Annotated in this window: 11 protein-coding genes; 9 read left to right on the plus strand and 2 right to left on the minus strand. The window is 65.2% G+C overall.

The window, feature by feature from the left end; all coding sequences use genetic code 11:
* Positions 1–35 precede the first annotated feature (35 nt).
* Positions 36–734, plus strand: coding sequence for a phosphoserine phosphatase SerB (gene serB / locus ABG80_RS18920; RefSeq protein ID WP_058089112.1), 699 nt, complete (start codon positions 36–38; stop codon positions 732–734).
* A 54-nt stretch (positions 735–788) separates the two neighbouring features.
* Here serB and rraA read toward each other — a convergent pair whose 3' ends face one another.
* Positions 789–1,286 (minus strand): ribonuclease E activity regulator RraA, encoded by a 498-nt coding sequence (rraA, locus tag ABG80_RS18925; protein WP_058089113.1) that lies wholly within the window; start codon positions 1,284–1,286, stop codon positions 789–791.
* A 179-nt stretch (positions 1,287–1,465) separates the two neighbouring features.
* Here rraA and ABG80_RS18930 point away from each other — a divergent pair, with 179 nt between their 5' ends.
* Complete coding sequence (locus tag ABG80_RS18930) at positions 1,466–2,392, plus strand: glycosyltransferase family 2 protein (protein ID WP_058089114.1); 927 nt, start codon at positions 1,466–1,468, stop codon at positions 2,390–2,392.
* A gap of 34 nt (positions 2,393–2,426) precedes the next feature.
* On the opposite strand, the gene ABG80_RS18935 is transcribed toward ABG80_RS18930, so the two are convergent.
* Positions 2,427–3,632, minus strand: a complete 1,206-nt coding sequence (locus ABG80_RS18935) for a glycosyltransferase family 4 protein (protein WP_058089115.1) — start codon at positions 3,630–3,632, stop codon at positions 2,427–2,429.
* A gap of 201 nt (positions 3,633–3,833) precedes the next feature.
* On the opposite strand from ABG80_RS18935, the gene ABG80_RS18940 reads away from it, so the two are divergent.
* From ABG80_RS18940 to ABG80_RS18970, 7 genes are read left to right on the plus strand one after another with little or no spacing between them, the layout of a single operon-like run.
* On the plus strand, positions 3,834–5,018 hold the full coding sequence (locus ABG80_RS18940) for a hypothetical protein (RefSeq protein ID WP_058089116.1): 1,185 nt from the start codon (positions 3,834–3,836) through the stop codon (positions 5,016–5,018).
* Positions 5,015–6,232, plus strand: coding sequence for a glycosyltransferase family 2 protein (locus ABG80_RS18945; protein ID WP_058089117.1), 1,218 nt, complete (start codon positions 5,015–5,017; stop codon positions 6,230–6,232). The genes ABG80_RS18940 and ABG80_RS18945 overlap by 4 nt, the downstream gene beginning before the upstream one ends.
* 14 nt (positions 6,233–6,246) lie before the next feature.
* Positions 6,247–7,677, plus strand: coding sequence for an MBOAT family O-acyltransferase (locus ABG80_RS18950; protein ID WP_058089118.1), 1,431 nt, complete (start codon positions 6,247–6,249; stop codon positions 7,675–7,677).
* A 3-nt stretch (positions 7,678–7,680) separates the two neighbouring features.
* Positions 7,681–8,745: an SGNH/GDSL hydrolase family protein gene (locus tag ABG80_RS18955; RefSeq protein WP_058089119.1), complete on the plus strand. Its 1,065-nt coding sequence runs from the start codon at positions 7,681–7,683 to the stop codon at positions 8,743–8,745.
* Positions 8,742–9,884 carry an acyltransferase family protein gene (locus tag ABG80_RS18960; protein WP_058089120.1) on the plus strand — a complete coding sequence of 381 codons (1,143 nt, stop codon included), beginning with the start codon at positions 8,742–8,744 and terminating at the stop codon, positions 9,882–9,884. Before ABG80_RS18955 ends, ABG80_RS18960 begins: the two co-directional genes overlap by 4 nt.
* Positions 9,881–11,236: an O-antigen ligase family protein gene (locus ABG80_RS18965; RefSeq protein WP_058089121.1), complete on the plus strand. Its 1,356-nt coding sequence runs from the start codon at positions 9,881–9,883 to the stop codon at positions 11,234–11,236. The genes ABG80_RS18960 and ABG80_RS18965 overlap by 4 nt, the downstream gene beginning before the upstream one ends.
* Positions 11,237–11,257: 21 nt before the next feature.
* Positions 11,258–12,418, plus strand: coding sequence for a glycosyltransferase (locus tag ABG80_RS18970; RefSeq protein WP_058089122.1), 1,161 nt, complete (start codon positions 11,258–11,260; stop codon positions 12,416–12,418).
* Positions 12,419–12,425 lie beyond the last annotated feature (7 nt).

Below are 12,425 nucleotides of genomic sequence, written 5' to 3' on the forward strand. Positions count from 1 at the left end.
ATAATCACAGCCCTCGCGCACCGATTTCTCTTTTCATGTCCGCTTACTTTCACTCACCTGGCCTGGCCATCCAGGGCATCACGCCCCCGCTGAACTGGTCCTCGTTCAAGGCCATCGCCTTCGACATGGACTCCACGCTGATCAACATCGAGTGCATCGATGAGATCGCCGATGCCGTTGGCAAGAAGGCCGAGGTGGCTGCCATCACCGAAGCGGCCATGCGCGGAGAGATCACCGACTTCAAGGACAGCCTGCGAAGGCGCGTGGCCCTGCTCAAAGGCGTGCCGGCCGAAAGCCTGGCGCAGGTCTACGACGAGCGACTGCGGCTGAACCCAGGCGCCCAGACCCTGATGCAGGCCGCCAAAGAAGCCGGCCTGCAAACCATGCTGGTCTCGGGTGGTTTCACCTTTTTTGCCGAGCGCGTGAAAACACGCCTGGGCATGCACGAAGCGCACGCCAACGTGCTGGCCATCGAGGGCGGCCTGCTGACCGGCGAGGTCGTCGGTGACATCGTTGATGGCGAGGCCAAGAGGCAGCACCTGATCTCGCTGTGCGCCCGCCTGGGATGCCCCACTTCGGCGGCAATCGCCGTGGGCGACGGCGCCAATGACCTGCCGATGATGGGCGCAGCCGGACTCAGCGTGGCCTACCACGCCAAACCCAAGGTGCGCGAGCAGGCCATGGTGTCCATTCAGGAAGGCGGCCTTGACCGCCTCCTTGAACTGATTCGCTGAGGGGCGACGGGGGCGCGCCAGGGTGCGCCCCTCGACGATGCGCAGGGCCGGTGATCAGATCAGCGGGCGCGAGGCCACCACGATCCCGTCTTCATCAGCGTAGAGCCAGTCATCTGGGCGCACCCAGACACCCTGAATCTGAACGGCCACATCGCTTTGGCCCTCCTGGCGCTTTTCCGTGGGCAGGGGCATCAAAGCCAGCGCTCGGATGCCCACATTGCACTCGGCCAGCTCGGCGGAATCACGCACGCAACCATCCACGATCACACCTGCCCAGCCGTTCTTGGCGGCAGCCTTGCCCAGGTTGCCACCCACCAACGCCCGGCGCAGCGAAGCACCGCCATCGACCACGAGCACGCGCCCATTGCCAGGCGAGTCCACCGCTGCCTTGACCAGGGTGTTGTCCTCGAAACACTTCACGGTGCTGACCTGGCCCGAAAACTTGATCCGACGCCCGTAGTCCTTGAAGACCGGCGGCAAAACCCGGAAGTCGCCGTCGGTGTTGTTCTTGTGCGTGTCACACAGGTCGCAGGTGGCAAAGGATGCGGTCATGTCTGGCTCCAGTCTTCGTTCGTCTGTCGGTGCGGTCGCATGACGCTCCCCAAAAACACGGGGAGCGTGACAACGGCGCGCGCAAAATGAATGCCCGGATCGTATCGCAGCGCCCCGCCGTTCACGGCAGGCCGGCTGCATGCTAAATTCCGCGCGCCACCCGACCACCCCCTGCGCACATGCCCATCGTCAGCGTCATCATCCCGGCTTACAACGCGGCCAGCTACATCGCGGAGACACTGACTTCGGCCCTTGGTCAAACGCTCGCCGACGTCGAGGTCATCGTGGTCGACGACGGCTCCAAGGACAACACGGCCGAGGTGGTTCAGCGCTTTGCGTCGGTGCGCTACGTGCATCAGAAAAACGCCGGCGTCTCGGCAGCGCGCAACACCGGCGCGGCGAACGCGCGCGGCGAATTCCTGGCCTTCCTGGACTCCGACGACCTCTGGCACCCGGACAAATTGCGCCAACAGGTCGAAGCCTTGCGCCAACACCCAGGCAGCGTCTTTTGTCGCACAGAAGCGGTGAGCGACCCCGCCCGGCAAGCCGAAATCCAGCGTGGCGCCCCCAACCCCGACGCACCGCACGAACTCATCCCCGACTTCCACAGCAGCTTCCTGGTGCCCTACCTGACCACCTCCACGGTGATGGTGAGGCGCTCGGCCTTCGAAGAGGCCGGTGGCTTTGACACCCGCCTGCGCATCGCCGAAGACGTTGACTTCTACCTGCGTGTGCTGGTGCGTCACCCACTGGTGATCAAGATGACTCAAGCGCTTGTCTACAAACGCCCCGTTCCAGGCAGCCTGGGCGACGACAGCGTGGCCGGCTACCACCAGTTGCTCAAGGTTTACGACCGTTTCCTGGCAAACCACCCGCAAGCCCGCGACGTGATCGGCGCACAGCGCATCGAGCAGGCCTATCACAAGCTCTACCTCGACCTGGCGCGCAGCCACCTCTGGATCGGCGAGAACCGCCAGGCGTGGCAAGCCGCCTGGCAGGCTCGAAAGCATGGCCCGGCCAGCGCATCGTGGCCGCTGATGGCCAAGGCTTGCGTGCCGAACTGGCTGCGCGAACAACTCGGCAGCCGCCGCAAGCTGGCGAGCTGATCACCCTCTTGCGGGGCCTTGCGTCAAGGATGCGTCAGGGCCTCGCCTGGCACGGCACCGCCTTGCCGGACTGGATGTCCCGCAGGAACGCTTCGAGTTGGCGCGTGTTGTGGCACCACTGACGCTCACGGCCGATGTACTCGCGGGCCGCCGCACCCACCCGAGCCAACTCGGCTGGCTGGCGTGCGCGCTCCAGCACGCAGGCAACGGCGTGATCGAGGTCTCCGGCCCGGAACACCCAACCCGTCTCGTCAACCTTGAGCACCTCCTTGATGGGCTCGAAGTCGGGAGCGATCGGCGCGATGCCGCAAGCCATGAATTCGAACAGCTTGACGGGTGACGTGTAGTCACCTGCGCTGGGCAGCACGGCCAGGTCCATGGCGGCCAGCAAGCCAGGCACCTCCTCGTGGGCCACCCGTCCGGTCAGGATCACCTGCGCCTGCAAGCCCTTTTCGTTGACGAAGCGGCGCACCTCGTCCGAGGTGATGCCGTCGCCGATCAACAGCAACTTCAGTTGCGGCTCGCTCTTGAGGCGATCGGCGATGCGGTAGACGAACTGGTCGATGGCATGCCAGGGCAGGAAGGCACCCAGGTAGCCGCAGACGGTCGCGCCCTCCAGGCCCCACTTGCGGCGAGCCGCCTCGCGTTGCTCGGGCGTGAAGGAGAACTGCGACAGGTTCGCCGCATTGGGCGAGACGATGGCGGGCGCCATCCACCCGTGGGCCTTGACCAGTCGGTCGCGGAACACCGACGACACGAACACCAGGCCGTCGGCGCGCTGCACGGTCCAACGCTCCAGCCAGATGGCCAGGCGAGACAAAGACAGCGGCCGCACGCGGTAGACCGTTGCAGAGTCGTTGATCTCCAGGATCATGGGCACACCGAACCAGCGAGCGATCAGGGTCGGGGCGAACATGAACAGCGAGTAGCGCTCGTAGATGAGCTCGGTGTCGCGGTGCTTGAGCAGGTAGCGGCCCACCCGGTAAGCAGCCACCAGGTTGTAAGCCAGCTCGACCAGCTCGAACAGGGGCTCGGGCAGGCGGCTGACCAGCTTCATCCACCACTTGGCTTGCTTGGTGGGCGACAGCGTCTTGGGCGACGAGTAGGGGTCGGCCCCTGGCAAAGACAGCACATCCACCACGGTGCCATCGGCCCGCAGGGCGTCCGTGATGCCACGGATGTGAACGCCCTCGACTGCCTTGCCCTGGGTGCGGTGGTGATACAGAACTCGCTTGATCATGTGTTGTATTGCCGGGTTGTGGACCGTTTTCCCCCTCAATCATACGGTCTGCCCCCCAGGCAATCTCCGCTATCATCCGCGCACTCCCCGTGTCCACGGGCCGCCGCCGTCCTGCGGCAAAAGGGCATGGCCCGCGCGCATCGATCCGCACGGCGATGCACCCGCGTTCATTGCCACCTTTTGAGTCTGCCGCGATTGAACATGCACATCTACTGGGGATTGGGTCTGGTTGCAGCGGTGTTCTTGGCCGCGGTCGCCGTTTTGGCGCGGGAAGTGCGCAGCCGCCACATCGGCATCTGGTTCCGCTCCTGGCTGAAACAGGACTGGCGCGAGCCCGCCCCCGAAGGCGCCCTGCGCCACCTGATGTTCTGCTTCGTCGACCACTACGAGCCGGCCTGGGCGCGGCCCACGTACGAGGTCGAACGCAAGCGCGTGCTGGAGTGGAAACAGCGCTACCCCGAGTTGTGCGCCAAGCACCGCGACGCCGACGGCTTGCCTCCGGTGCACACCTTCTTCTACCCCGAAGAGGAATACCGCCCCGAGCACCTCGATGACATCGTCGACCTGTGCCGCATGCGCCTGGGCGAGATCGAGATTCACCTTCATCACGAAGACGACACCGAAGCCGGCCTTCGCGAGAAGCTTCAGCGCTTCACCCGCACCCTGATAGACCGGCACGATGCCCTGCCGGTTGACCCCGTCACGGGCCAGGCCCGCTGGGCCTTCATCCATGGCAACTGGGCACTGGACAACGCCCACCCGGACGGCACAGGCTGCGGCGTCAACAACGAGCTCATCATCCTGCGCGAAGAGGGCTGCTACGCCGACTACACCCTGCCGGCCGCGCCGAACCCTTGCCAGACGGTCACGATCAACCAGATCTACTACGCCAAGGACGACCCTGACCGCCCGCGCTCGCACGACCACGGCGTGCCAGTGCGCGTGGGCACGCCCCCCAGTGGCGACCTGATGATCCTGCAAGGCCCGCTGACTTTCGATTTCAAAAAGCGCAAGCTGGGCCTGATCCCTCGCATCGAAAACAGCGATGTGCGCACCAACAACCCGCCCACGCGCCAGCGCGTCGACGCCTGGGTCGAGACCGGCATCCACGTCAAGGGCCGTCCCGAGTGGATCTTCGTCAAGGTGCACACCCACGGCACGCAAGAGCCGGACATGCCCACGCTGCTGGGTCCGGCCATGGACGACTGCTTCACCTACATGGAGACGAAGTACAACTGCGGCCGCGACTGGAAGCTGCACTACGTGAGCGCGCGGGAGATGTACAACATCGTCAAGGCGGCCGAGCAGGGCCTCACCGGGGACCCCAACGCCTACCGTGATCACGTGATCCCCCGTCCGGCTTACGCCCCACGGGTGGGCGCATGAATGCGGCGACGCTGACCCTGGTTGGCATCGCGCTCGGGGGCTGGGCCCTCGTGGTGTACAGCTACGCCGGCTACCCGGTGCTGCTGGCCCTGGTTGCCGCGCTGCACCAGCTCAAGCGCGACCTGCGCTACGTGTTGGGCAAGGCCGAACGCCGTCGCCAAACCAGCGCCAACGACGCCAGCCAATGGCCCGACGTCGCCGTGGTGATCGCTGCCTACAACGAAGAGCGCCACATCCACGCCCGCGTCATGAACCTGCTCGAGCAGGACTACCCGGCTGACAAACTGAGCATCCACATCGGCTCGGACGGCAGCCGGGACCGCACGGCCGAGATCCTGCGCAGCATCGATGACCCAAGACTGAAAGCCCACGTCTTCGAGGCCAACCGCGGCAAGGCCAACGTGCTCAACGACCTGCGCGGCCGGGTCAATGCACCCATCGTGGTCTTCTCCGACGCCAACACCTTCTTCGATCGCCAGGCCATCCGGCGCCTGGTGGGCTGGTTCAACGACCCCGATGTGGGCGGCGTCAGCGGCGAGCTGCGCCTGCTGGGCAACGCCGGGCAAAACCAGGACAGCCTGTATTGGCGCATCGAGCAGGTGCTCAAGTTCTTCGAGGGCCGCATCGGCGGACTCCTGGGCGCCAATGGGGCCATCTACGCGGTGCGCCGCGAGCTGTGGCCCGAGCTGGCCAGCAACGCCATCTGCGACGACTTCCTCATCGGCATGCACGTGAGCGCCAGTGGCAAGCGCATGGCCTACGACCCATCGGCCTGGGCCGAAGAAGACACGCCCGAGAACATCTCGGAAGAACACCACCGGCGCCTGCGCATCGGGGTGGGCAACTTCCAGGCGCTGTTCGAGCACCCGGAGTTCCTGACGCGCACCAGCGGGGCCACCCGATTCGCGTACGTGTCGCACAAGGTGCTGCGCTGGCTGACCCCGCACCTGCTCCTGGCGGCCTTGCTGGCCAGCCTGGCGTTGTCGACCCTGCCCAGCCCGAATCAACACCTTTGGCAAGCCTGGACCGCGCTGCAAGTGCTGGGCTACGCCATGGTGTCCTGGTGGTACCGGCGCAGCAGCGCTGGCGCGGCGCTGCCACGCATCGCCAAGCTGCCCACCTTCTTTTTCGCCCTGAACTGGGCCTTCCTGTTGGCTTCGATCCGTTACGCGCGTGGCACCCAGCAGGGAACCTGGCGCCGCACGGCCCGCTGACCCACGGAGCACGCATGCTGTTCAACTCCGTCGAGTTCCTCTTTCTCTTCCTGCCGATCGTCCTGATCGTGTACTACCTGCTGCCTCACAAGCAGCAAAACACCTTCCTGGTGCTGGCCAGCTGCTTCTTCTACGCGAGCTGGGACTGGCGCTTCCTGCTGCCGCTGCTGTGCACCACCGGCCTGGACTACTGGATCGCGGGCAAGCTGGAAGCCTCGCACAAAGCCAGGGGCCCCGAAGCCGAGCGCAAGCGCCTGGTCTGGATCAGCGTGGTCTCGAACCTGTCGCTGCTGGGCTTCTTCAAGTACTGCAACTTCTTCATCGAGTCGACCTCGGCGGTGCTGACCGCGCTGGGCTTCGAGGTGTCGGTGCACACGCTCAACATCGTGCTGCCGGTGGCGATCTCGTTCTACACCTTCCAGGCGCTGTCCTACACGATCGATGTCTACCGGGGTGAACTGCACCCGTCGGGCACGTTCTGGGACTTCTTCCTGGGCGTGCTGTACTTCCCTCACTTGGTGGCAGGCCCGATCCAGCGCGCGTCCACCTTGCTGCCGCAGGTGCTACTGCCCCGACAAACCACGCGCCAGCAATGGGAAGACGGCCTGCACCTGATCATGTGGGGCTTTTTCAAGAAGGTGTTCCTGGCCGACAACCTGGCGCCCATCGCCGACCAGGTTTTCAGCAAACCTGACCCGACCGGGGGCGAGGTGCTGGTGGGCGTGCTGGCCTTCACCTTCCAGATCTACGGTGACTTCTCGGGTTACACCGACATCGCGCGCGGCATCGCCAAGATCATGGGCTTCGAGTTCACCCTGAACTTCAACCTGCCTTACTTCGCGACCAACCCGTCCGACTTCTGGCGACGCTGGCACATCAGCCTGTCGCAATGGCTGCGCGACTACCTCTACAAGTCGCTGGGCGGCAATCGCGGCGGCACCTTCTTCACTTACCGCAACCTGATGATCACGATGGTGCTTGGCGGCCTGTGGCACGGCGCCGCCTGGAACTTCGTGCTCTGGGGCTTCTACCACGGCGCGCTTCTGTGCATCCACCGCTACCTGAGCCCCTACCTGGACCGTTTCGAGCAGGCGATCCCCCTGCCCCGCGCGCTGTGGCTGACGCTGCACATCGCCACCATGTTCGTGATGACCTGCTATGGCTGGCTGCTGTTTCGCGCCACGTCTTTGGACCAGGTGATCGGCATGAGCGGCGCCCTGAGCAACCCACTTGAGGGGCTGGACACGGCCAGCCTGCAAACGATCGGCCTCTACGCCCTGCCCCTGGTCATCGTGCAGTGGCTGCAGTGGCGCAGCGGCGAGCTCCAGTTCATGCGCCTACCCATCATCCCTGGCTGGCTCAAGCCCGTGCTGTACGCCGGCATGTTCTATGCGGCGGTCTTCCTGGGTGGCACGCCGCAGTCTTTCGTCTACTTCCAGTTCTGAGTCATGAGCATGCGATCCGTGGCCCGCTGGGTGGCCTACAGCCTGATCTTCCTGCTGACGCTGGAGGCCCTGGCGCGCCTGGATGACTGGGTGCGCGAGGGTGCGCCGCTGGCCGGCAACCACGACATCGACACGGTCTTCGTGAGCGCCCCGGGCGTCAAGGCCGGCAAGCCCGGCGCCCACTTCGGCAAGTGGCAGATGAACAGCCTGGGCTTTCGCGGGCCCGAGCCCATCGAGGGGCGCCGAAACATCCTGGTCTACGGCGCCTCCGAGTCCTTCGGGATCTATGAGAGCCCCGATCAGGAATACCCCCGCCAGTTGGCGCGGCTGCTGGACGCAGCCCAGCCTGGCGCGTACAACGTGCTCAATGCGGCCGTACCGGGGCTTCGCATCGGCCGCATGGGCTACCTCGAGCGCATCATCCAACAAGCCCCGGCCAGCCACGTCATCGTCTACCCGACGCCAGCGGCCTACATCGGCGTGGACAAACCGTTCTGCGACGAGCCCGCCACCTGGCCAAGCCAGCTGAGCACCCAGGACTCGCCGCGCGCACGCCTCAAGGGCAAGGTCGAGTTGGTGGCCAAGCAGGTGATGCCCGAGCCCGTGATGACCGCGCTCAAGGAGTTCGGCATCTGGCGGGCCACGCGAGAACTCCAGGTCATCGATCGGCTGCCGGAAGTGGCCATGCAGGCTTTCGAGAAGGACTTGCGCTGTGTGGTCGAGCGAGCTCGCCGCGCCGGTGCCACCCCGGTCCTCGTGACCCACGGCAATTACTTCGGCGACCAGATCACGCCTGAAAACCGCCCGATGCTGGTGGCCTGGCGGCGCTTCTACCCCGACCTGTCCGAGGCTGGCTTCATCGACATGGAAGCGCGCGCCAACCAGGTCGTGCAGCGGGTGGCAAACAGCGAGCCGCAAGCCATCCTGGTCGACATCCGCAAGGCCGTGCCGCCGGGTCCCCAACACTACGCCGACTTCGTGCATTTCACCGACGAAGGAGCGCGCTTGCTGGCGGAGCAACTGAGCGCGGCCATCCTTGCAAAGCCATCTCAGGGGAGCCAGCCATGAGCAGCCCGCGCCAGGCCATTACCCCGCCAGACCTGAGCGGACACATCCCCTCGCTGGATGGCTTGCGCGCTTTCTCGGTGCTGCTGGTGTTGATCGGACACGTCGCGGCCACGCACGGCGCCCCGCTGTGGTTGGACAAACCGGCCATCACCTCTCTGGGCAACATCGGGGTGCGGTTTTTCTTCCTCATCTCGGGCTTTCTGATCACCACCCTGCTGCTGCGCGAGCATGCGCGCACCGGCCGCATCGACCTCGGGCAGTTCTACCTCAGGCGCGCGTACCGAATCCTGCCTGCGGCCTTTGCCTACATCGGCCTGATCTGGCTGGCCTTTCAGATTGGCTGGATCGACCTGTCGCTGAGCGTGCCGAACCGCACGCAGGACGAAGAAGCGCCCATGCGGCACCTGCTGCACGCGCTGACCTTCACCGCCAACTACAACCACGACTACAACTGGTACTACAACCACCTGTGGTCGCTGTCGGTCGAAGAGCAGTTCTACTTGCTGTGGCCTTTTGTGCTGGTGATCGCCGGGCTCAGCCGAAGCCTGGTCGTGGCCGCTGTTGCGATCGTTCTGTGCCCGCTCATCCGACTGGCCATGCACCTGTGGACCGACGCGCCGGAGATCGCGTTCAACCGCGAGTTCCAGGCCATCGCAGACGCCCTGGCCATGGGTTGCCTTGCAGCCATGCTCCATGCCAAGCTGAGCACCATGCCACGCATCAAGGCGTTCCTGATGCACCCCATGGCACCGTTGGCAGTGGGCGGCCTGCTCATTGGTGCGGCATATGCCTCGGCGCTGGTCTCGCGGCCGTTCGCGTTCATCGGCGGCCAGGTTCTGAGCAACCTGGGCATCGTCGTCATCCTGCAGCACTTGGTGCGCACGCCGGGCTCATGGGCCGGTCGCATCGCCAACCTCAAGCCAGTGGCCCTGATCGGTGCCATGAGCTACTCGCTCTACCTGTGGCAAGAGCCCTTCCTGTACTTCCTGGTTGACAGCTGGGAAACGCGCTTCCCGCTGAACCTGCTGCTGAGCTTCGCCGCCGCCTGGCTGTCCTACCGCTTCGTCGAGCAGCCCTTCCTGAGGCTGAAAGAGCGCCTGCATGGCTCTCCAGCCCGATCCACAGCGCCAACGCCATGACGTTCAAGCTGTACCTGCTGCTGATGGCGCTGTCGTACCTGCGCGTCTTCGAGCTCTTTGCTCCTGAGTTGGCGCCGCTGCGGCCGATGCTGCTGCTCATGCTGATCGTGCTCGGCCTGTCCATCGCCGATCTCAAGAAGCAAGGCGGCAGTGCCTTGAGCAAACAGCACCAGAGGCTGATGTGGGGGATCATCGGCATGGTGTTCCTGTCGTCCCTGCTGGCTGCAGGGTTTGGCGACGCCATTGGCTCCCTGATCGCATTCCTGCCCACGCCGATGCTGTTCTTCATCTCGGGCATGAACCTCACCAGCATGGAGCGGGTCAAGCGACTGACGGCCACCATCCTCGGCTGCCTGGCCATCCTGGGCATCATGAGCGTGGCCTGCTATCACACCGGCTTCATGGTCGACACCCTGACCATGAAGGAAAACGGCACCGGTCCGGACAGCGGGTTCGCAGCCGTGATCGAGAGCAACGACATCCCCGCGCTCGACACTTCTGGTCGCTACCTCTGGCGCATCCGCTCCGTGGGCTTTCTGGGCGACCCCAACGACTACGCCCAAACAATGGTGTGCTTCCTGCCCCTGCTGCTGACGTTCTGGCAGCCTGGGCACGCGCTGCGCAACCTCCTGCTCATCGCGCCAACGGTCAGCCTCCTGCTCTACACCATCTACCTGACGCGCTCGCGGGGCGCCCTGCTGGGTCTGAGCTCGCTCTTTTTCCTGACGGTGCGCAAGAAACTGGGCAACTTGCTGACCGCCGGCTTGGTGGTCGGCATCTTCGTGGGCGCGATGGCCCTGAACTTCACCGGTGGACGGGCCGTTTCCTCCAAGGACGAATCCGCAGGCGGGCGCATCGAGGCCTGGGCCCAAGGCCTGAACATGCTGACCTACCACCCCGTGGCCGGGGTCGGCTATCACCGCTTCAGCGACCACCACACCCACACCGCGCACAACACCTTGGTGGTCTGCTTCGGGGAGCTGGGCCTGCTGGGATATTGGGTCTGGCTGGGGCTGGTGCTGATGGTGTTCACGCAACTCAGCCGCGCAGCCGACGCCGCGCTGCCAGGCACCGACGAGCAGCTGTGGGCCACCCGAGCCAAGATGTCCTTCATCGGGTTCTTCGTTTGCAGCATGTTCCTTTCACGCGCGTTCGAGCCCCAGCTGTTCATCCTTCTGGTGATCAGCATCGGCATCTGGAATGCCGTGTGCAAGCAACTGCAGGGCACGCCACAGGGCGTCGCACTGGCCGCCACCCTGCCTTGGCGCTCGCGAACCTTCTTCTGGGCCATCGGCACCATCCTGTTCTTCTACGTGCTGGTCAACGTCAACAACATCCTGCTGGGCCGCTGAAGCACCCCGCACACCCGCCAGATGAGCGCAACCACCTCCACCCAACAACCAGTGGCCCCGAGCAGGCGCGGCATCCTGCATGTGGTCGATTCGCTGGAAAGAGGCGGACTCGAGCGCCTGGTGCGCGACCTGGCGGTGGCCCAGCTGCGCCGCGGTCATCACGTGGCGGTGTTCAGCATCAACCAGACAGGTGGCTTCATCGACGAGCTGCGGGCTGAGGGCGTCCCCGTGATCGAGGGCAACAAGCAAGGCACGCTGGACCTGCAGGTCTTGCAGTCATTGCGCCGGGCTGTTCGAGACCACCACATCGACACCGTCCACGCCCACAATTTCGTGCCCAGCTATTACGCCGCAGCCGCCCTGATCGGCATGCGGCAACGCCCCACCCAAGTCGTCACCTGTCATGACATGGGCACCAGGCTGAGCAACCGGCGCCTGCGCTGGCTCTTCAAGTGGTCGATCCTGCGCACTCAGGGCGTGGCCATGGTCGGGCAACAGGTGCACGAGCGGTTCACGCGCGACGGCTACGTGCCCGCACGCAAGGCCATGACCCTGCTCAACGCCGTGCCGGTCGAAGACTTCGGCATCACGCCCGAACGCAGGGCGTCCGCGCGCCAGGCGCTGGGCCTGTCCGATGACGAGATCGTCGTCGGCTGCGTGGGGCGCCTGGTCGAGCTCAAGAACCACCTTGGGCTGATCCGCCAATGGCCGGCCGTGCGGTCCGCACACCCCAAGGCCCGCCTCGTGCTGATCGGCGAGGGGCCCCTGCGCAAGCAGATCGAGCAACTGATCAGCGAGCTCGATCTGGGAGAGGGCGTCCTGCTGGCCGGCATCCGATCCGATGTTTCGCGGCTGCTGCCCGGCCTCGATGTCTTCGCCCTGCCATCGTTCACCGAGGGCGTCTCGATCGCGCTGCTCGAAGCCTGCGCCACCGGGCTGCCCGCCCTGGCCAGCCGCGTCGGAGGCAACGTGGAAGTCATCCAGGAGGGCGTGACGGGCAGGCTCTTCGACGTCCAGGACGCGTCCGCCTTGCGCTCCGCGCTGCTCGACCTGGTGGGCAGTGCCTCCTTGCGCGAATCACTCGGGCGTCAAGCACGCCAGTGGGTGCAGGAACACGCGTCCCTGTCCGTGCTGTGCACCCAGTACGACCGCCTGTACGACGACTCGGCCTCGCGCCGGTGAGGCCCAT

Source organism: Aquabacterium parvum (genome assembly GCF_001447195.1).
Lineage (GTDB): Bacteria > Pseudomonadota > Gammaproteobacteria > Burkholderiales > Burkholderiaceae_C > Aquabacterium > Aquabacterium parvum.